This window comes from Croceicoccus sediminis, assembly GCF_007570835.1.
Taxonomy (GTDB): domain Bacteria; phylum Pseudomonadota; class Alphaproteobacteria; order Sphingomonadales; family Sphingomonadaceae; genus Croceicoccus; species Croceicoccus sediminis.
Genome location: NZ_SUNC01000003.1, coordinates 342,680 through 362,725 on the forward strand (window position 1 = coordinate 342,680; position 20,046 = coordinate 362,725).

The following is a 20,046-nucleotide window of genomic DNA, read 5'->3' on the forward strand; positions in this document are numbered from 1 at the left end:
GGGGCGCAACCCCGTAGCTTAGTCGAACCTGCCCGGCAGGTATGGCGCAGGCTCGATGCCGTCCGCCACCGGCGCTACCGCGCGGCCCAGCAATAAAGACGCGGCAAGCGCGGCGGCGGCAGGCGCGGTCTGGATGCCGAAGCCGCCCTGCCCCGCGCACCAGAAGAACCCTTCACGCACACTGTCGAAGCCATAGACCGGCAGCCTGTCGGGCGCGAAGCTGCGCAAGCCCGCCCACTTGCGCTCTACCACCTCGACTTTCCAGTCGACCGCGCGTTCCATCCGGTCGATCGCGATGGCGACGTCCAGTTCCTCCGGCGCGGCGTCGCAAGGCTCGCTCGGCGTCTCGTCATAGGGGGTGAGCCAGATGCGGCCGCTCTCGGGCTTGAAATAGAACTGCCCGTTGATGTCGAGCACCAGCGGCATGTCCGCCGGCACGGCAGGCGACGTGCGAAGTTGTGCAACCGTGCGGCGCAACGGCGTGATGCCGAGCGGGCGGGCCCCGGCGATGCGCGCGACCTCATCCGCCCAGGCCCCGGCGGCATTGACGATCGTGTCGCAGGCCAGCGTGCTGCCGTCCGCGAGCGAGAGCGTCCAGCCCGCGCCCACGCGCTCCGCCGCAATCAGGCCCGCCTTCGTCAGGAGCTCCGCCCCGGCCTTTTGCGCCAGCGACAGGTAATGGGCGTGAAGACCGGCCACGTCGATGTCGGAACATTCCGGCTCCCACGAAGCGCAGGTCCAGCCGGGCAGAAGGCCGGGCACACGCGCTTCCATCGCATCGCGCTCGAAGAACTCGATTCCCGCGCCAAGCTCGGCAAATTTGCGGACGAACGCCTCGACCTTGGGGCGATCCTCGTCGCGCCCGATGTTGAGCGCGCCGCGCCGCCCGAGAAAGCCGTGTTCGCGAAGGTAGGGTCCGGACGCCGCCGTTAGCGGATAGACGCCCGGCCCGCCGTAAGTCTCTTCCCAGAACGCCGCCGAACGCCCCGTCGCGTGGTAACCGGGGCGGTCCTCCGCCTCCAGCACGACGACGCGCGCATGGGGCGCGATCATCGCGGCAAGGCTGGCCCCTGCCATACCCGCGCCGACGATGGCGATGTCGACTTGCGACCTCATCACGCGTTCTCGTTCAGGAAGCGGGTGATCGTATCGAGCGCCTTGTCCCGCACCGGGTCCGCCTCGCGCAGGATTTCGTGCGCCGATTCGGAACCGAATTCCAGCAGCTGCGCATTGGGCAGCATCTTGGCCGCCTTGCGAATCGCACCAGGCGATACCAGCCGGTCGGCGCTGGTGGACAGGAGCAGGACGGGCAACGTCACGCGGGCAAGCGCCGGTGCATTCATCACCTTGCGCATCGAGATCAGCGACTGCTCCAACCAGCCCCAGCTTGCCGGTCCCATGACCAGTTCGGGCCGCGTTTCGCGCCACCAGCTCTCGTCCGCGTATCGCGTGTCGTCGTGAGTCAGCAGGTGCTGCCTGCCCGCCGGAAGCGCGCCGGGTTTCTCGCTCCACTTCCAGGCCGGACGGCGATGGTCGCCCATGGCAGAGCGTATCCGCCCGAACGCGCGCAGCAGCCAGTAGGGCAGCGGCACGCCGGCAAAGCCCAGCATCGGCGCGACCAGCACGGCAGCGGACGGATCGATCCTTTTTTCGACCAGCGCGCGCAGGACCAGGTGCCCGCCCATCGAATGCCCGACGATGACGCGCGGACCTTCGTGCGCGGTTTCCCACTGCGCCCAGAACGCGGCGAGATCCTCGACCCAGTGGGCGAAATCCTCGACATGGCCGGTCGTCTCGTCGAAGCCCAGCCGCCCGGACCCGGCCTGCCCGCGCCAGTCGAGCGCGGTGACTTTCCATCCCTGAAGATAGAAGTGCTGCAGCGTCTCGAGGTATTTTTCGTAGGCATCGCCGCGACCCGGCATGAACAGCAGCGATCCGCGATGGTTGCCGCCACCGCCTGCGGGCCAGTCGATCCGGCGCAGGGTATGGCCGTCGGGCGCGTTCCACGTCGATTCGGTCGCGGCCTCTGGAATGGCGCGGCGCACATCGGCCGGTTGCTGGTCAGATGGCGTCCGGGTCATCCCTTCGCGCCGTCCCCCGGCACCGAACCCTTCCGCTTGGTTACTGTTTGGTAAGCCATCCTGCCTAGACCGGCCCTCAGCAAGGTAAATTTTTCTCAACGCAGCGAAGGGCCTCGCAATGGACGCCGCACTGGTCACTTACGGACTGCTCGCCGGATTGGCAATCGCAGTGCTTTACGCCGCTTTCACCGACATCCGTTCGCGCAGGATCGCCAACCGGCTGACCTTTACCGTGGCGCTGTTCGCCCCCGTTTTCTGGTGGGCTTCGGGCCTGTCTTTGTGGCCGGGCGTTGCCGTGCAACTGGCGATGGCGGTGGGAATGTTCTTCTTCGGCGCGCTGATGTTCCGCTTCGGCCAGATGGGCGGCGGGGACGTAAAGCTGCTGACCGCGATCGCACTGTGGCTGCCGCCGACCGCATTTTTCGTATTGATGCTGATGATTTGCATCGTGAACGGCGTGCTTACCGTGTTCATGATCAAGCGCCACCGCAAGGCCCAGCGCGCCGGTAAGGCCCCGGAAAAGCTACAGATTCCCTACGGTGTCTCTGTCGCAGTGTGCATGCTTGCGCTGCTGGCCGTGATGTACGGCGCACCGCTTTCCGAAACGCTGACCACGAATTCCACGTGGTCTTGACCTGATTTTAACCATTGCCCGCGAGTCTGGCGGGACAACGCAGGTGTGCCGAAAGAATCAACAGGCCACTGGCAGGACATGACGAAGGGGCGACTTGAGCCATGGACAAGAAGAAGATGATATTGCTGGTTGTCGCGCTGGTCGTGGCGGTAGGTACCGCCCTGATGGCACGCTCCATGTTCGCTGGCAGCGCAACCCCGAAGGTCGCTGCCGCCACCGCCGAGCCGGAAGGCCCGCGCGTCCTGGTTGCTACTCGCAAGATGCCGATCGGAACGATCATCACGGCCGATGCGCTGCAGTTCAAGCTGTGGCCCAAGGAAATGGTGCAGGACGCCTACTTCGTCGAAGGCAGCGCCGACATGAACCAGCTGCTTGGTACGGTTTCGCGCTTCCCCATCACGGCGGGCCAGCCCGTCACGCAGGGCGCGCTCGTCATGCCGGGTGACCGCGGGTTCCTTGCCGCGGCGCTTGGCCCGGGCATGCGTGCCGTCACCATCCCGGTTTCGGCCAAGACCGGCGTCGCCGGCTTCATCTTTCCCGGTGACCGCGTCGATCTCCTGCTGACCCAGGCCGTCGGCGGCCGCGGCCAGGAAGCGTTCTCCGCAGCCGAAACGGTTCTGCGCAACCTGCGCGTGCTTGCCACCGACCAGCGCACCGACAGCAACGTCGTGGACGGCAAGACGACCGTGACCAAGACCAGCCTCGTCACGATCGAAGCCACGCCGCGTATCGCCGAAAAGATCGCCGTCGCCCAGAAGCTGGGTTCGCTGAGCCTGGCCCTGCGCCCGCTCGCCGACACCCGCGCCGAACTCGACCGTGCCATCGCCCGCGGCGAAGTGGTCGTCCCCGAAGGCGCCACGGCCGAGGAAGAGGAAGAAATCCTGCGCCTGGCCATGAACAAGCCGCAGGAAGGTCGCACGACCTATCAGACCGGCGGCGACGTCTCGCGCTTCCAGTCGCGCTTCGGCGGCCCGGTTTCGAAGGCTCCCGCCATCGCCATCAGCAAGTCTGACGGGCCGAGCAACATGCCCACCGGTCCGGTCGTCCGGATCAGCCGCGGCTCCAGCACCCAGGCCGTCACGGTCGCCCGCTAAGCCCACCCGAGAAGGACAAGCGGACCATGATCAAGAGCAATCATTCCCAGGGGGGAACCAAGATGAAACGCATGCTCGCCAGCATCGCCTTCGCCGCCACCGCACTGGCGCCCGTCGGCCTGGTCGGAACGGCCACCACTGCCGCGGCCCAGACCGCCCGCCCGGCCAATGACATCGTCCTGTCGATCGGACGCGGCCAGCTGGTCAACGTCAGCGGCCGGATGACCGACATCTTCATCGCCGACGAAGGCGTTGCCGATGTCCAGGTAAAGGCCACGAACCAGATCTACCTCTACGGCAAGAAAGCCGGCGAAACGACGGTCTATGCCAGCGATTCGGCAGGCAACATCGTCTGGTCGGCCAATGTCCGCGTCGGCAACAACATCGACAGCATCGACCAGATGCTGGGCCTGGCGATGCCCGAGGCGAACATCACGACCGCGACGATGAACAACACGGTCCTGCTGACCGGCACCGTCGCCGCCCCCGAAGATGCAGCCGAAGCCGAACGCCTCGTCTCCGCCTTCGTCGGCGAAGGCACCAACGTCATCAGCCGCCTGCGCCTGACGACGCCGCTGCAGGTCAACCTGCGCGTCCGCTTCGCAGAAGTGAGCCGCTCGCTCGTCCGCGTCCTGAACGCCAGCGTCAACACCTACGACGGCACCGACGGCTTCAAGTTCGGCGTTGCGCAGGGCCGCGGCGACTTCCTGCCCGCATGGACTGTCGGCTCCGGCCTGTTCACCGGCGGCACGACCGCTGGCGGTTCCACCCTGATCGGCCAGGGCGCCGCCACCACGCTTGGCGGTGTCGGCAAGTTCCTCGGTCTCGACCTTACAGGCGCCCTTGACGTGGGTGAGACCGAAGGCCTCGTCACCACGATCACCGAACCGAACCTGACCGCTCTTTCGGGCGAGACGGCCGACTTCCTGGCGGGCGGCGAATACCCGATCCCGATCAGCAGCGGCCTGGGTTCGACCGCGATCGAATACAAGAAGTACGGCGTCAGCCTCTCGTACACACCGACGGTGCTGGCCAATGGCCGTATCTCGGTTCGTGTCCGTCCCGAGGTGTCGGAACTGTCCAGCTCGGGCGCCATCACGCTTGGCGACGTGCAGGTCCCGGCGCTGACCGTGCGCCGCGCCGAAACGACCATCGAACTCGGCTCCGGCCAGAGCTTCATGATCGCTGGCCTGCTGCAGAACTTCAACAACTCGACGATCGACAAGACCCCCGGCCTCGGTGACATTCCGATCCTGGGCAACCTGTTCCGCTCCAACTCGTTCCGCAAGGGCGAGACCGAGCTGGTCATCGTCGTGACGCCGTACCTGGTGAAGCCGGTCGACGCCAAGGACATCGTCCTGCCGACCGACGGCTACTCCACACCCGGCGAGATCGAGCGCCTGCTCCTCAACAAGTGGAGCAAGGACACGGGCAACAACCGCCCGATGCCCACCGCGGTCGACACCCAGGTCAGCCCCGGCATCAGCGCCGCTTCGCCCGCAGAAGGCACGCCGTCGAACCAGCCGGTTCGCAGCGCCGATGCGACCGGTTCCAACCCCGGGTTCTCGTTCTGATTTGCCGAGGAGCAAGGTAGATGACCATGCACACCAAACATAACACCGCCCGGCTCCGGCATTTCCGCCCGGTCACGCTGGCTCTCGTTGCCGCCATCGGCCTCTCGGGCTGTGCCGGCGGAGTGGCGACCAATCAGTCGCTCTATTCGCTGAACCAGCCGGTGGTCTCGCGCACCAATTACGTCTTCGACGTCCAGACGAGCGCTTCGGGCGTTCCGTCGACCGAGGAACGCCGCCTGACCGATTGGTTCGAAGCACTCGACCTCGGCTACGGCGACAAGATCTCGCTGGACTCCAGCATGATCTCGATCGCAGCGCGCGATGACCTGAAATCCATCGCCAGCCGCGAAGGCTTCATCATGGCCGACGGTGCGCCGGTTACCGAAGGTGCTGTCGGCGCAGGCGTCGCCCGTGTCGTCGTGACCCGCTCGGTCGCCTCGGTTCCCAACTGCCCGAACTGGTCGGCCGGTTCGGATTCCAACCCCAACAATGCGACCAGCCCCGGTTACGGCTGCTCGATCAACGGCAACCTCGCGGCGATGATCGCCGATCCCGAGGACCTGCTGCGTGGTCAGCGCGGCTCGGGTGAGACGGTCGTGATGAGCTCGACCAAGGCGATCGAGGCCTACCGCGATGCCCCGCCCACGGGCAACGGCAACAAGGTCTCCGAAGTCGCGTCCGACGAATAAGGCAGGAGGATAGAACGATGAATGCTCCCTGGAATCCCGGATCGGGCTCCGACCGTGACGCCTTCGCCGCCTTTGTTTGCGACGAAGCCACCATCGATGTCGTGCGCAACACCGCGTCCGAACTCGGCATGCCGCACGAAAAATGCCACAAGGGCGGACTTCGCAACGCGGTCCAGACCCTCTCGGTCTCGGCAAGCCCGTCGATCCTTCTGGTCGACCTGTCGGAATGCGGCGACCCGCTGAGCGATATCAACGCGCTGGCCGAAGTCTGCGAGCCCGGCACAGTCGTGCTGGCCGTCGGCCAGGTCAACGACGTGCGTCTTTACCGCGATCTCATCGCCAGCGGCATTCAGGACTACCTGATCAAGCCGCTGACCGAGGAATCGCTGCGTGACGCGCTGATCCAGGCGCAGACCACGTTCTCCGCTCCTCGCACGTCGGGCGAGAGCAACGCGGCACGCGACCACGTGATGACCGCTGTCGTCGGCACGCGTGGCGGCGTCGGCGCATCGACCATCGCCACTTCGCTGGCGTGGATGTTCTCGACCGAACACAAGCTGCCGACCGCCCTTCTGGACCTCGACGTCCACTTCGGCACCGGCGCGCTGACGATGGACCTCGAACCGGGCCGCGGCCTGACCGATGCCATCGACAATCCCTCGCGTATCGACGGCCTGTTCATCGAACGCGCGATGGTGCGTGCCAACGACCATCTCTCGGTCCTTTCGGCAGAAGCCCCGATCCACACGCCGCTGATGACCGACGGTTCGGCATTCGTGCAGCTTGAGGACGAGTTCCGCCAGGCCTTCGACATGACCGTCGTGGACCTGCCGCGCAACATGCTGATCAACTTCCCGCACATCCTGAACGGAGCGGACGTCTTCGTCCTCGCGACGGAACTGACGCTGGCCTCGGCCCGCGATGCGATCCGCATCCTTTCGTGGGTGTCGAGCCATGCCGAACACATGCGTCCGATCATCGTCGCCAACCGCGTCGCACAGGGCGCCGGCGAAATCAGCCGCGCGGACTTCGAAGCCTCGATCGAACGCAAGATCGACTACGTGATCCCGGCCGACGTGAAGGCCGCCGTTCACGCGGCCAAGCTGGGCCAGGTCTTCGTGGAAGCGAACCGGTCGAGCAAGGCCACCGCGGTCCTGCGCGACCTGGGCAAGTCGATCGCCGCACAGGGCAACGATGTCCCTGCCGCCAAGGCCGAAGCCAAGGGTTCGCTGATGGAGAAGTTCAACCTCGGCTCGATGCTTGGTTCCAAGCAGAAGGCCTGAGGCTTCGAACGCCGCTGACCGGACCGACGTAGAGTAAGACTTGTAAGGACCCAGGACATGGATATCGCGCAAATCGGCGTAATCACCCTTGGCTTGTTCGCGATCATGTTCATCGCCTACGTCATGCTTTACGGTTCGGCTGCCAACCGGACGCAGACCCGCCGGCTGCAGCAGATGCGCCTGCGCCACTCCGAAAACGGCGAGGCCAAGGTCGAGGCGCAGTTCAAGAAGGCGATCGCGGCCCGGCGGATCAAGCCGCACGCGGTTGCCGGCGCAAATTCAAGGCTGACGGCCCTGTCGCTGCGCCTCGAACGCACCGGCAAGTCGTGGACGGTCCAGCAGTATTTCTACGTTTCGGGCGGTATCGCGCTGTTCGTGACGCTGGTCATCATGACGATGTTCGGCGCGCCGCTTCTGGGCCTTGCGCTGGGCGCCGCCCTTGGCGCGGGCATTCCGCACCTTGCCGTGAAATACCTCATCGCCAAGCGCACGAAGGCGTTCAACACGAAGTTTCCCGATGCCATCGAACTGCTGGTGCGCGGACTGCGTTCGGGCCTTCCGGTCACCGAAACGCTGGGCGTCGTTGCCAAGGAAGTCCCCGGCCCCGTGGGCGAGGAATTTCAGGACGTCGTCGACAAGGTGAAAGTCGGCAAGACGCTCGACGACGCCTTGCAGGACACGGCCGACAAGCTCGACCTTGCCGAATTCAAGTTCTTCTGCATCTCCCTCGCGATCCAGCGCGAAACCGGCGGTAACCTTGCCGAGACGCTGTCGAACCTTGCCGACGTGCTGCGCAAGCGCGCCCAGATGAAGCTCAAGATCAAGGCGATGAGCTCGGAAGCGAAAGCCTCGGCCTATATCGTCGGCGCCCTGCCCTTCATCGTGTTCACGCTCGTCTACATGCTGAACCCGGAATACCTGGGCGGCTTCTTCACCGACGACCGCCTGATCGTGGCCGGTCTTGGCGCGATGTTCTGGATGAGCCTGGGCGGGTTCATCATGTACAAAATGGTCAGCTTCGAGATCTGATCGGGAAAGGCACGAACAATGGTCAATAACCCCGCCGGTCCCACGCTCCTCGGTTTCGACGTCATCTTCGTCGGCACCGTCCTCGCTGGCGTCGCCGCCCTTGCCATGATGATGGCGGTCTATGCCGCGGTCACGGTCCGCGACCCGATGGCAAAACGCGTGAAATCGCTGAACGCCCGCCGCGAAGATCTCAAGGCAGGTCTCATGGGCACGGTCAACGTGCGCCGTTCGATCCGCCGCAAGACCGATGTCACGAACAAGATCCGCGACGTCCTCGGCTCGCTCAAGATGCTCCAGGATTCGCAGATCAAGGACATCGAACAGAAGCTGATGCAGGCCGGTATCCGCCGCAAGGAACTGGCATACGTCGTTGTCGCCGCGCGTCCGATCATGATGATCGTGTTCGGCCTTGCTGGCGCAATGGTCTGCTACTGGTCGGACATGTTCCCCGAATGGGGTTCGCTGCGCCGGTTCATGACTTTCGCAGGCATCCTGATCTTCGGCTACAAGGCGCCGGACATCTACCTGAAGAACATCATCACCAAGCGTACCGATGCGATTCGCAAGGGTCTTCCCGACGCGCTCGACCTCCTGGTCATCTGCGCCGAGGCCGGCCTGACCGTCGACAGCGCCTTCGGCCGAGTCGCCAAGGAACTGGGTCGCGCCTATCCCGAACTGTCGGACGAATTCGCGCTGACCTCGATCGAACTGTCGTTCCTGTCCGAACGCAAGCAGGCGTTCGACAACCTGGCCTATCGCGTGAATCTGGAAGCAGTGAAGGGTGTAACCACCACGATGGTCCAGACCGAACGCTACGGTACCCCGCTGTCTAGCGCCTTGCGCGTCCTCTCTGCCGAATTCCGCAACGAACGCATGATGCGCGCCGAGGAAAAGGCAGCCCGCCTGCCCGCGATCATGACCGTTCCGCTGATCATGTTCATTCTGCCCGTCCTGTTCGTCGTGATCCTTGGCCCCGCGGCCTGCTCGATCTCCGACGCACTCATGGGTGGCAACAACCCGGCTACGAAGTAAGGCCGGGTTCGCAGACCGCAAAACGGCAAAGGGCGCCGGGCTTTGGATAGCCCGGCGCCCTTTGCTCTTTGTCTTGCGAAACGCGGTGAGACCCTGCCTCAGCTGATGTCGGTGTCCCGCACCTGTGCGAACAGCTTATCCAGGATTTTCCGCAGGTTGCGCTGCTCCGCCGCGGTAAGGCACTCCAGCAGGCGTTCCTCCATCCCCATGGCCAGCGGCATGATCTGGCCATGCATCTCGCGGCCCGAAGGGGTAAGCTTCAGCAGGTGCGAACGCCCGTCACTGTCGTTCGGCTGGCGTTCGACGAGGCCGCGATCGACCAGCACCTTGCACGCGCGGTTGACGGCCACCTTGTCCATGAAGGTCGCACCGACCAGCTGACGCTGAGTCAGGGAACCGACATCGCCCAGTACGGCCATGACGCGCCATTCAGGAACGTTCACGCCAAAGCGCGCCCGATATTCCACCGCGATACGGTTTGAAACCGCATTCGAAGTGACCGAGAGCCGGTACGGCAGGAAGTCGGCAAGGCGTGCATTTTCACGTGACATGGGCAACCTGATACGAAAAGCGCAGTCAGGTGCCAACAAAAAGTAACAATCGAAATGCAGTGTTGCATGTGGACAACATAAGTTTCCAATTTGACTAGAGTGCCTCACGATGTGGTTTCGCCTGTAAGGGAATCCCCTTAGCGATCGCCCTCCCCCCAAGGTCTCGACGACCGCGATTTCCCATAGTTTCCCTTCGACTCATGGTCTTGACAGACAACCGCGACGACGGCCGTTGCGCATTGCCCGATTCACACGCCAAGATATCCAGCGCACGTGAGATGTTGCCGTACCGCCACACCCACCGGCGAAATGTTCCATCTGCAACTATCGGGTTTTGCAAATGGTCCGCCGATGATGGATGTCGGCCCAATTCCCGTCGCGCGAGCAAATCGCGGTCGGGTACATATCCCGGTCTCAACTAACTTGCCGGGACACATTGCGAAGGGACTACATTCACAATGAACACTAGCACGATCATGAAGCGCGCCCTTGTGGGCACCGCGCTGTCGGCGATCTCGCTGACAACCATGGCTGCGCCTGCTTTCGCCCAGGACGATGCGTCCGTTGAACCGATGGGCAACACCATCGTCGTCACCGGTTCGCGTATCCAGAGCACGGATTTCGAAACCGTCGCTCCCGTCCAGGTGATCGACGAGCAGTCGATTGAAGCCACCGGCGCGGTGAACATCCAGGAAACGCTGCTCCGCAACCCGGTTTTCGGTACACCGACCCTGTCGCGTACGAACTCCTCGTTCAACACCAGCACGACCGGTATCTCGACCATCGACCTGCGCAACCTCGGTGTTGACCGCACCCTGGTCCTCGTCGACGGTCGCCGCTTCGTCTCGGGTATTCCGGGTTCATCCGCGGTCGACCTCAACGCCATCCCGACCGCGCTGATCGAACGCGTCGACATCCTGACCTCGGGTTCGGGTTCGGCAATTTATGGTTCGGACGCTGTCGCCGGTGTCGTGAACTTCATCCTCAAGAAGGACTTCCAAGGCGTTCAGCTCGAAGGTTCGGCTGGTCTGACCGAAGCGGGCGACTCCGAAGAATACACCCTCGGCATGCTGATGGGTGCAAACTTCGCCGACGGCCGCGGTAACGCCACGGTTTATGCCGGTTACAGCTACGAAGGCGAAGCCTTCCTGCGCAACCACAAGACCGAAGCCGGTCCTTCCGAAACCGACAGCCTTTCGGCCCTCTACTTCGGTGGCGAATACCAGGATCCTGTCGAGCCGTTCTACTCGAGCTACTCGCCGTTCGGCACCTACTACACCGACAACTATGCGTTCACGTACGCGCCCCGCGGCATCCTGCAGCCCTGCACGAGCACCAACGGCACGTCGTGCTCGACCGATATCGGTGACGGCGTCGGCCCGACGGGCTTTAACCGCACGTTCTACCGCTACCTCGCTGCCCCGACCGAACGTTTCTCGCTCTCGCTGAACGCGAACTACGAACTGTCGGACGCTGCCAACGTCTTCGTCCAGGGCTCCTACGCCTCGACGAGCGTGAGCTCGAATATCGAACCGTTCCCGCTGGCTTCGGACGATATCTGGGGCGATGGCCAGATGCCGATCGAAACCTATCTTCCGGACGGTACGATCTTCCGTAACCCCTACGTGCCCGATGCGATCTACAATGATTCTTCGGACACCAACGGCGACGGCCTGCGCGATCTTTACTTCACGAAGCGTCTGACCGACTTCGGTCCGCGTGCTGCGTCGGCCGATCGTGACACCTTCCGCATCGTTACCGGCGTCAACGGCGAATTCGCTTCGCGCTGGAACTACGAAGTGTTCTTCAACTACGGTCGTACCAAGCAGACCCAGCTGGGCAATGGCCAGATCAACACGCCCAACGCGCGTCTTGCTGCCCAGATCGTTCCCGATGGCAACGGCGGCTTCATGTGCGCCGATTCCGACGCGGTTGCACAGGGCTGTGTTCCGACCAACTGGTTCGGCCAGAACTCGATCACCGGCGACTCGCTTGCCTACCTCGCGGCTCCGACGACCTTCAACGCGAAGGTCAGCCAGATCCAGGCAGGTGCATTCGTTGGCGGCGATCTGTTCTCGCTCTACGAAGGTGCCGATCCGGTCCAGGTCACTGCCGGCGTCGAATACCGCAAGGAAAAGTCGTCCGACATCTGGGACGTCCTTTCGCAGCGCGGTCTGAACGCAGGTAACGCCCTTCCCCCGACGAGCGGTCAGTTCGACGTCAAGGAAATCTACGGTGAAATCAAGGTCCCGCTGGTGCAGGACAGCTTCATCTATGATGCCTCGGTTCGTGCGGCAGCCCGTTACTCGGACTACAGCACCGTTGGTGGCACCTTCAGCTGGAACGCTGGCGGTGAGATCGCTCCGGTTCGCGACGTGCGCTTCCGCGCCATGTACGCCGAAACGGTCCGCGCTCCGAACATCAGTGAACTGTACTCGGGCCTCAGCCAGACCTTCCCGACCCTGACCGACCCCTGCTCGGGCGTCAGCCAGAACGGTTCGGCTCTTGCCCAGAACTGCTTCGCCGACATCGGCGTTCAGAACAACGCGGCCATCAATGGCGGCGTGTTCACTCTGAACGGCACTTCGGACGTGCAGGGCGTCACTGGTTTCGACGGTGGTAACCCGGATCTTTCCGAAGAAAAGGGCAAGACCTTCACCGCCGGTGTGGTCATCAACCCGGTCTCCATCGATGCGCTCCGCAACATGAGCCTCGAGGTCGACTACTACAACGTGAAGATCAGCGATGCGATCGTTCTGACCCCGCGCCAGTTCATCCTGAACCAGTGCTATCAGAGCGGCCAGGCCGACTTCTGTCAGTTCGTCACGCGCCGTGCCAACGCACAGGGTCCGTACTCGGCCGGTTCGCTCGACGAAGTGAACTCCGGTCCGACCAACTCGGGCGGTTACAAGGTCGAAGGCGTCGACGTTAAGTTCCGTTACCGCACCGATCTGCCGTTCATCGGCGAAGATGCGGGCCTGAACTTCTCGCTGACCTACTCGCACCTGCTTGACGGCTACCTGATCCCGCTGACGGCTCAGCCGGAAAGCAAGGACAACTTCGCTGGTGAAGTGGGCGCTTCGAAGGACCGCTTCACGGCCCAGGCCTTCCTGGACTTCGGCAAGATCACTTTCGCGGCAACCGGCACCTATTACGGTCCGGCTTACCTCGACGATCAGCTGACTGGCGTTGGCAAGGGTGACGAAGGTTACTCAGACTACCGTTGGCACGACGAGTTCTATCTCGACCTGCAGACGCGCTTCCACGCTGGCGACAACTACGAGTTCTTCGTCGGCGTCGACAACGTCCTCGACAACGATCCCGTCTATGCCGGTGGTCTCGTCACCACGGGTATGGAAACCGACACCGGTACTTACGATCCGCTGGGTCGCCGGTTCTACGCAGGTGCCAAGTTCACCCTGTAAGTTCGGTCAAACCGGAAAACGGCAAAGGGCGGGGAGCGATCCCCGCCCTTTTCTTATGCGTCACGCAGGCGCGCGAGTGGTCAAAGTCGCCAGCCTGCAACGCAGAGCAAGTCGCTTAACATCTGTGCGCCGTGTTGCGAATTGGTCACGATCGATACGGAATATCGTTTGCAACGTAACTAGTTCCTCGCATTGCGGGCATTGAATCGGAATACCTGCAGACAAGGCGCGTTCACAGTCTCGGGTTTGTGAGCGCTCTTTTGGGACTGGGGCATTCTACGCCCCTGCAGCGTAGGGAACGAATTTCATGCTGAAGCACGATATGGCGCGGCGCGCCTTGTCCGCCACGACCGCACTGACCGGCTTTACCGCCATTTCTCTGTCGATGATCGCGACCCCCGCATTCGCGCAGACGGAGGAGAACAAGGAAGAGATCGAAGAGATTCTGGGCGTCACTACGCCTGAAGCCGTCGAAGAGGATGGCGCCATTGTCGTTGTCGGTTCGCGCCTGCGCCGCACTGAATTCAACAGCCCCGATCCGATCCAGATCATCTCGCCCGAACTGGGTATCAAGAAGGGTCAGGCCGATGCTGCCGACCTGCTGCAGAACTCGCCGCTGGCTGCCGGTTCCACCCAGATCACCTCGACGCTTTCGTCCAACTTCGTCACCGATGGCGGCGTCGGCGCCCAGACGCTGTCGCTGCGCGGCCTTGGCGCGAACCGCACCCTCGTCCTGCTGAACGGTCGCCGTGCAGGTCCTGCCGGTACGCGCGGCGCGGTTTCCTCGTTCGACCTCAACGTCCTGCCGATCTCGATCATTTCGGACGTCGAAATCCTGAAGACCGGCGCTTCGTCGATCTATGGCTCGGACGCGGTCGCCGGCGTGGTCAACATCAAGACTCGCCAGGACCTCGACGGCTTCGACGCATCGCTCTTCGCCTCGCCCACCGAAGACGGCGGCGGCGAATCGTATCAGGCCAGCCTTGCCTGGGGCAAGATTTTCGACCGTGGCCACATCATGTTCGCGGGCGATTACTATCGCCGCAACGAACTGGAACGCCGTGACCGCAAGTACCTCGGCTGCGACGAGGACTACATCGTCAACGAAGCGGGCGAACGCGCCGACATCACCGATCCGCGCACCGGCCAGCCGTACTGCAACGGCACGATCGGCAACCTGATCTTCACCTACGACTACATCGGTACCGTTGGCGGAGCGTTCGGCATCCCGACGCCGAGCAACCTCTTTACGCCGGGTGGTCAAGCGATCCAGATCATCCAGCCCGATGGCGGGAACGATCGCCTCGGCGAATTCCTGCCCCCGCTGTCCCCGGCGACGCAGTTCTTCCAGTTCGGCGCTCCGTCGAATTACTACCCCGTCAACTACGACGGGCCGTCGACCGGTCTGCTCAACCTCTACCCCGAGGCAGAGCAGAAGGATTCGGTCATTCCCAAGACCGATCGTTATACGCTCTACACCAACGGCGCCTTCGAGATCACCGACAACATCGAGATCTATGGCGAAGGGCTGTACAACAAGCGCAAGACCCACGTGGACTCGCATCGCCAGCTGTTCCCCGTTCAGTACACCGGCTTTTCGGCCCTCCCGTACTTCTTCGGTGACAGCGACCAACTCTTCTCGGGCGATCCGCTGAACGATGAATTCTCGGGCGAAGTCCTGCTGCAGCCGGTTATCGTCACCGACAACTTCGATCAGGACATCGAGGTCGATTATTACCGCGGCGTGCTTGGCGGCCGGGGCGATTACGGCAGCATGATCCCGAACTGGAACTGGGACTTCTACACCCAGTTCAGCCGTTCGGATGGCGAATACACGTCCGACATCATCTTTGCGGACGCCTACAACACGCTGCCCTATCGCACGCAGCTTTGCGAAGGCACGGTCACTGCGGATCGCGGCGTGCCCTGCGTCGATATCGACCTCACAAACCCCGACACGCTGGCGGGCAACTTCACGCCCGAAGAAGAAGCCTTCCTCTTCGGCCGCGATACCGGCACGACCCGTTATGACCAGTGGAGCACCGAGTTCTTCACCTCGGGCGACCTGGTCAAGCTGCCGGGCGGCATGGCGCAGCTCGGCGTCGGCGTTCAGTATCGCCGTGACGAGATCACCGATACGCCCGGACCGGCAACGCTTTCCGGCCAGAACTACGGCCTGACGAGCGCGGGGATCACTGCGGGTAAGTCGGACACTTACGAAGCTTTTGGCGAACTTGAACTGCCGATCTTCGGCGGTGTTCCGTTCGTGGAAGACTTCACGATCAACCTTGCCGGCCGCTTCACCCGCGTCGATGCCAAGCGCAAGTCGGACGGTGCCAGCGACAGCGACGAGGATTTCACCTACAAGATCGGCGCAAACTGGCAGGTCAACGACTGGCTGCGTTTCCGCGGATCCTACGGCACCTCGTTCCGTACCCCGGCCCTGTTCGAACAGTTCCTGCAGGACCAGACCGGTTTCCAGGACCAGCTGTCGATCGACCCCTGCATCCGCTACGGCACGGCACTGGCCAACGGTGCGGTGACGCAGCGTCTGGCTGACAACTGTGCCGCAGCGGGCGTTCCGGCCGACTACAACGGCGTCGGGTCGAGCGCGCAGACCATCTCCGGCGGCGGTATCGGTGTGCTCGATTCCGAAACCTCGCGGGCATGGACGGCATCGGCCGTACTAACCCCGCAGCTGTGGAGCGGTTCGGACTTCAGCCTTGCCATCGACTACATCGACATCAAGGTCACCGGCGAAGTCACCCAGCTCGGCTCCGCGAACATCGTGGCCTCGTGCTACAACTCGGAATTCTATCCGAACGACCCGCTTTGCGACCAGTTCGTGCGTGATAGCGATCCAAACAGCACGTCGTTCAACAACATCCTCACGATCCGTAACCCGTATCTCAACATCGACAGCCAGCGTAACCGTGCCGTCGACGTCACGCTCCAGTTCTCGCAGGACTTGGGCAACATGGGTGAAATCGGCGTGCTGGCGCAGATGACCTGGCAGCTTGAGGACAAGTTCGGCCTGTTCGACAACACGATCAGCGACGACAACGGCGAAGTGGGCGATCCCAAGTGGGTCGGCGATTTCGTGGTGTCCTGGGCCCGCGAGGCCGTGACCTTGCTGTACAGCCTCGACGTGATCGGCAAGACCTCGGACAAGCAGGACGTTCTCGACACTTACGGTACGCTTTGCCCCAGAAGCAGCTTCCGTAACGGTCCGGTCTGCCCCGACTACACGCTGGGAACGACGTTCTACCACAATGCCTCGGTCAGCCTCGATGTCGCGGACGACTTCGACCTGACGCTGGGCGTGGCCAACATCTTCGACACCGCGCCGCCGCGTTCGTCGAGCGTGTTCTCCACGATGAGCCACATCGGTCAGGCACCGACACTGGGCTCCTACTACGATTACCTCGGCCGCCGCGCGTTCGTTCGCGCACGGGCGCGGTTCTGATCCTTCCCGATCAGGTAAGCCAAAAAGAAAGGGCCCCGGGAAACCGGGGCCCTTTTCCATTGCGGGTGATGGACAGGAATCAGGTGACCTGCATTTCCAATGCGCCGTCACCTTCGTCGATCTTTACCATGCTGCCGTCGGGAATCTCGCCAGCCAGCAGCATCTCGGCCAGCGGGTCCTGCAGATAACGCTGCACAGCGCGCTTCAGCGGCCTTGCACCGTAGACCGGATCGTAGCCGACACGGCCCAGCCACTTCTTCGCAGCATCCGTCAGGTCCAGCACGATCTTGCGGTCCTTCAGCAGCTTCTGCACGCGGCCGACCTGAATTTCCACGATCGGGGCCATGTGCTCGGCCGCAAGGCGGTGGAACAGGATGATCTCGTCCAGACGATTCAGGAACTCGGGGCGGAAGTGAGCGCGCACGACTTCCATGACCTGCGGCTCGACATCCTCGACCTTCTGGTCGTCCTCCAGGTTGGCCAGGTACTGGCTGCCCAGGTTTGAGGTCAGGATGATGAGCGTGTTCGAGAAATCGACCACGCGGCCCTGCCCGTCGGTCAACCGGCCATCGTCCAGCACTTGCAGCAGCACGTTGAACACGTCCTGGTGCGCCTTCTCCACCTCGTCGAACAGCACGACCTGATAGGGCCTGCGCCGGACCGCTTCGGTCAGCACGCCGCCCTCGTCATAGCCGACATAGCCCGGAGGCGCGCCGATCAGGCGGCTCACGGCGTGCTTTTCCATGAACTCGCTCATGTCGATGCGCACCATCGCGCTATCGTCGTCGAACAGGAATTCGGCCAACGCCTTGGTCAGCTCGGTCTTGCCGACGCCCGTGGGGCCTAGGAACAGGAAGCTGCCCAGCGGCCGGTTCGGGTCCTGCAACCCTGCCCGCGCACGGCGCACCGCCTTTGACACGGCGACGACGGCCTGTTCCTGGCCGATGACGCGCTTGCCGATCACGTCCTCCATCTTGAGGAGCTTTTCGCGCTCGCCTTGCATCATCTTGTCGACGGGCACGCCGGTCCACTTTGACACGACGGCGGCGATGTCGTCCTCGGTCACTTCCTCGCGCAGCATGGCATTTTCGGAATGGGCCTGCGCCTCTTCCAACTGGCGTTCCAGCTGCGGGATCTTGCCGTAGGAAAGCTCGCCCGCCTTGGCGAGGTCGCCTGCGCGCTGCGCCTGTTCAAGCTCGATGCGCGCGGCATCCAGCTCTTCCTTGACCTTGCTCTCCGCCGCGATCTTGTCACGCTCGTTCTGCCAACGGGTCGTCAGTTCCGACGACTGCTGCTCCAGGTTGGCAAGCTCTTCACGCAGGGCGGCGAGCCGGTCCTTGGACGCGGTATCGCTTTCCTTCTGAAGCGCCTGCTCCTCGATCTTGAGCTGGATGATGCGCCGGTCGAGATTCTCGATCTCTTCGGGCTTCGACTCCACTTCCATGCGGATGCGCGAAGCCGCCTCGTCCATGAGGTCGATCGCCTTGTCGGGCAGGAAACGGTCCGAGATATAGCGGTTCGAAAGCTGCGCGGCGGCAACGATCGCGCTGTCGGTAATGCGCACGCCGTGGTGCAGTTCGTACTTTTCCTTGAGCCCGCGCAAGATCGAGATCGTGTCCTCGACCGTCGGTTCGTCGACGAAAACGGGCTGGAACCGGCGTTGCAGCGCCGCGTCCTTCTCCACGTACTTCTGATATTCGTCGAGCGTGGTGGCACCGATACAGTGCAGTTCGCCGCGGGCCAGCGCGGGCTTCAACAGGTTGCCCGCATCCATGCTGCCTTCGGATGCGCCCGCCCCGATCAGGGTGTGCATCTCGTCGATGAACAGGATGATGTGCCCCTCTGCGCCCTTCACCTCGTCAAGCACGGCCTTGAGCCGTTCCTCGAACTCGCCGCGATATTTCGCGCCCGCGATCAGCGCGCCCATATCGAGGCTCATCAGCTGGCGATCCTTCAGGCTGTCGGGCACGTCGCCATTGGCGATACGCAGCGCCAGCCCTTCGGCGATGGCGGTCTTGCCGGTGCCGGGTTCGCCGATCAGGACGGGATTGTTCTTGGTGCGGCGGGCCAGGATCTGGATCGTGCGGCGGATTTCCTCGTCACGACCGATGACGGGGTCGAGCTTGCCCTCGCGGGCAGCCTCGGTCAGGTCGCGGGCATACTTCTGCATCGCGTCGTAGCTTTCCTCGGCACTGGCACTGTCTGCCTTCTTGCCGCCGCGCAGTTCGGTGATGGCGGCTTCAAGCGCCTGCGGCGTCAGGTTTGCAGCCTTGAGCGCCTGCCCAGCCGAAGTCGTCGTCGCCAGCGTCAGCGCGAGCAAGAGCCGCTCGACAGTCACATAGGCATCGCCCGACTTCGTCGCGAGCTGTTCGGCCTGGTCCAGGACGCGCACGGCGTCATTGTCGAGGCCCGGCGTCTGCTGCGCCCCGCCGCCCGAAACGGCGGGCACCTTGGCAAGCGCCTTGTCGACCTCTGACTGAGCGAGCGCGGGATTGCCCCCGGCGCGCTGGATCAGGCCCGATGCCATGCCCTCGCCGTCTTCGAGCAGGGCCTTAAGAATGTGATCGGGGGAAATGCGTTGATGGTTCATGCGGATCGCCACGGTCTGCGCGGCCTGCAGGAAACCCTTCGCCCGATCTGTGAACTTTTCGAGATTCATCGCTGGTCCTTCCCTGAGTACCGACACCAGATAGTGTTGCAATTTTACAACACAAGAGCCTAGCGCATGAATTTCTTGCCTATCATCCGTGCGCGGCCATCCCGGTTCACGAAAGATAGGATCAAGCCCGCGCAATGCAATTGATGCAGGACAATGCGCGGGTTAGACCCACGCAGCACGAAAACGAGAGGAACAGGCAATGTCGGTAGGCGGAACCTACGAAGTCACGACCAAGACCCCGATGGGCGACCAGAAGGGCACGTTCAGCGTGGTGCCGGGTGACGATGGCAAGACGTTTGCCGGCAAGTTCACCGGCCCGATGGGATCTATCGATGTCGAGGACGGTGTGATCGACGGCAACGAACTGACTTTCAAGGTCAGCATGACCGCCCCCATGCCGATGACGATCGACGGCAAGGCGACCGTCGTGGGCGATGCCATCGCGGGCGAGATGACTACGGCCTTTGGCGCGATGACGATGACCGGCACGCGCGTCGGCTAAACGCCTGCACAGGCCATGAAAAAAGGG

The 20,046-nt window shown here is 63.1% G+C and carries 14 protein-coding genes; 10 read left to right on the forward strand and 4 right to left on the reverse strand.

The annotated features are described in order from the left end of the window. Positions 1 to 18 precede the first annotated feature (18 nt). Entirely contained in the window at positions 19 to 1,116 is a 1,098-nt protein-coding gene (locus FAX90_RS12260) for an NAD(P)/FAD-dependent oxidoreductase (protein WP_144097687.1), read from the reverse strand. Further along, positions 1,116 to 2,081, reverse strand: coding sequence for an alpha/beta fold hydrolase (locus tag FAX90_RS12265; protein WP_144097688.1), 966 nt, complete (start codon positions 2,079 to 2,081; stop codon positions 1,116 to 1,118). Before FAX90_RS12265 ends, FAX90_RS12260 begins: the two co-directional genes overlap by 1 nt. A 118-nt stretch (positions 2,082 to 2,199) precedes the next feature. Here FAX90_RS12265 and FAX90_RS12270 point away from each other — a divergent pair, with 118 nt between their 5' ends. The 7 genes from FAX90_RS12270 to FAX90_RS12300 all read left to right on the forward strand — a co-directional run bounded on the left by FAX90_RS12270 (position 2,200) and on the right by FAX90_RS12300 (position 9,416). Continuing rightward, positions 2,200 to 2,715, forward strand: a complete 516-nt coding sequence (locus tag FAX90_RS12270) for an A24 family peptidase (RefSeq protein WP_144097689.1) — start codon at positions 2,200 to 2,202, stop codon at positions 2,713 to 2,715. Positions 2,716 to 2,816: 101 nt separating this feature from the next. Beyond that, a complete protein-coding gene (gene cpaB, locus FAX90_RS12275; protein ID WP_144097690.1) occupies positions 2,817 to 3,809 on the forward strand; it encodes a Flp pilus assembly protein CpaB in 993 nt (330 codons plus the stop codon). Between the two features lie 62 nt (positions 3,810 to 3,871). Next, positions 3,872 to 5,383: a type II and III secretion system protein family protein gene (locus FAX90_RS12280; RefSeq protein WP_144097691.1), complete on the forward strand. Its 1,512-nt coding sequence runs from the start codon at positions 3,872 to 3,874 to the stop codon at positions 5,381 to 5,383. Positions 5,384 to 5,403: 20 nt separating this feature from the next. Further along, a complete protein-coding gene (locus FAX90_RS12285) occupies positions 5,404 to 6,072 on the forward strand; it encodes a CpaD family pilus assembly protein (protein WP_240704891.1) in 669 nt (222 codons plus the stop codon). Between the two features lie 17 nt (positions 6,073 to 6,089). Further along, on the forward strand, positions 6,090 to 7,355 hold the full coding sequence (locus FAX90_RS12290; protein ID WP_144097692.1) for a pilus assembly protein CpaE: 1,266 nt from the start codon (positions 6,090 to 6,092) through the stop codon (positions 7,353 to 7,355). Between the two features lie 57 nt (positions 7,356 to 7,412). Next, entirely contained in the window at positions 7,413 to 8,384 is a 972-nt protein-coding gene (locus tag FAX90_RS12295) for a type II secretion system F family protein (RefSeq protein WP_144097693.1), read from the forward strand. Between the two features lie 18 nt (positions 8,385 to 8,402). Beyond that, positions 8,403 to 9,416 carry a type II secretion system F family protein gene (locus tag FAX90_RS12300; protein ID WP_144097694.1) on the forward strand — a complete coding sequence of 338 codons (1,014 nt, stop codon included), beginning with the start codon at positions 8,403 to 8,405 and terminating at the stop codon, positions 9,414 to 9,416. A gap of 98 nt (positions 9,417 to 9,514) precedes the next feature. Here the strand turns inward: FAX90_RS12300 and FAX90_RS12305 are convergent, their stop codons facing one another. Beyond that, positions 9,515 to 9,967 (reverse strand): MarR family winged helix-turn-helix transcriptional regulator, encoded by a 453-nt coding sequence (locus FAX90_RS12305; protein ID WP_144097695.1) that lies wholly within the window; start codon positions 9,965 to 9,967, stop codon positions 9,515 to 9,517. A 458-nt stretch (positions 9,968 to 10,425) separates the two neighbouring features. Here FAX90_RS12305 and FAX90_RS12310 point away from each other — a divergent pair, with 458 nt between their 5' ends. Beyond that, entirely contained in the window at positions 10,426 to 13,392 is a 2,967-nt protein-coding gene (locus tag FAX90_RS12310) for a TonB-dependent receptor plug domain-containing protein (protein ID WP_144097696.1), read from the forward strand. A 307-nt stretch (positions 13,393 to 13,699) separates the two neighbouring features. Next, the gene (locus FAX90_RS12315) at positions 13,700 to 16,858 is read left to right on the forward strand and encodes a TonB-dependent receptor domain-containing protein (RefSeq protein WP_144097697.1); all 3,159 of its coding nucleotides are present in this window, start codon (positions 13,700 to 13,702) and stop codon (positions 16,856 to 16,858) included. A gap of 79 nt (positions 16,859 to 16,937) precedes the next feature. Here the strand turns inward: FAX90_RS12315 and clpB are convergent, their stop codons facing one another. After that, positions 16,938 to 19,517 (reverse strand): ATP-dependent chaperone ClpB, encoded by a 2,580-nt coding sequence (clpB, locus tag FAX90_RS12320; protein ID WP_144097698.1) that lies wholly within the window; start codon positions 19,515 to 19,517, stop codon positions 16,938 to 16,940. A gap of 199 nt (positions 19,518 to 19,716) precedes the next feature. Between clpB and FAX90_RS12325 the strand changes: the two genes are divergently transcribed. Further along, entirely contained in the window at positions 19,717 to 20,019 is a 303-nt protein-coding gene (locus tag FAX90_RS12325) for a hypothetical protein (protein WP_144097699.1), read from the forward strand. Positions 20,020 to 20,046: the final 27 nt, after the last annotated feature.

Coding starts and splice junctions, on each gene's coding strand:
- FAX90_RS12260 (WP_144097687.1), bottom strand. CDS start 1,116: ATGAGGTCGCAAGTCGACATCGCCATCGTCGGCGCGGGTATGGCAGGG.
- FAX90_RS12270 (WP_144097689.1), top strand. CDS start 2,200: ATGGACGCCGCACTGGTCACTTACGGACTGCTCGCCGGATTGGCAATC.
- FAX90_RS12325 (WP_144097699.1), top strand. CDS start 19,717: ATGTCGGTAGGCGGAACCTACGAAGTCACGACCAAGACCCCGATGGGC.
- FAX90_RS12310 (WP_144097696.1), top strand. CDS start 10,426: ATGAACACTAGCACGATCATGAAGCGCGCCCTTGTGGGCACCGCGCTG.
- FAX90_RS12315 (WP_144097697.1), top strand. CDS start 13,700: ATGCTGAAGCACGATATGGCGCGGCGCGCCTTGTCCGCCACGACCGCA.
- cpaB (WP_144097690.1), top strand. CDS start 2,817: ATGGACAAGAAGAAGATGATATTGCTGGTTGTCGCGCTGGTCGTGGCG.
- FAX90_RS12285 (WP_240704891.1), top strand. CDS start 5,404: ATGACCATGCACACCAAACATAACACCGCCCGGCTCCGGCATTTCCGC.
- FAX90_RS12295 (WP_144097693.1), top strand. CDS start 7,413: ATGGATATCGCGCAAATCGGCGTAATCACCCTTGGCTTGTTCGCGATC.
- FAX90_RS12280 (WP_144097691.1), top strand. CDS start 3,872: ATGAAACGCATGCTCGCCAGCATCGCCTTCGCCGCCACCGCACTGGCG.
- FAX90_RS12300 (WP_144097694.1), top strand. CDS start 8,403: ATGGTCAATAACCCCGCCGGTCCCACGCTCCTCGGTTTCGACGTCATC.
- clpB (WP_144097698.1), bottom strand. CDS start 19,517: ATGAATCTCGAAAAGTTCACAGATCGGGCGAAGGGTTTCCTGCAGGCC.
- FAX90_RS12265 (WP_144097688.1), bottom strand. CDS start 2,081: ATGACCCGGACGCCATCTGACCAGCAACCGGCCGATGTGCGCCGCGCC.
- FAX90_RS12305 (WP_144097695.1), bottom strand. CDS start 9,967: ATGTCACGTGAAAATGCACGCCTTGCCGACTTCCTGCCGTACCGGCTC.
- FAX90_RS12290 (WP_144097692.1), top strand. CDS start 6,090: ATGAATGCTCCCTGGAATCCCGGATCGGGCTCCGACCGTGACGCCTTC.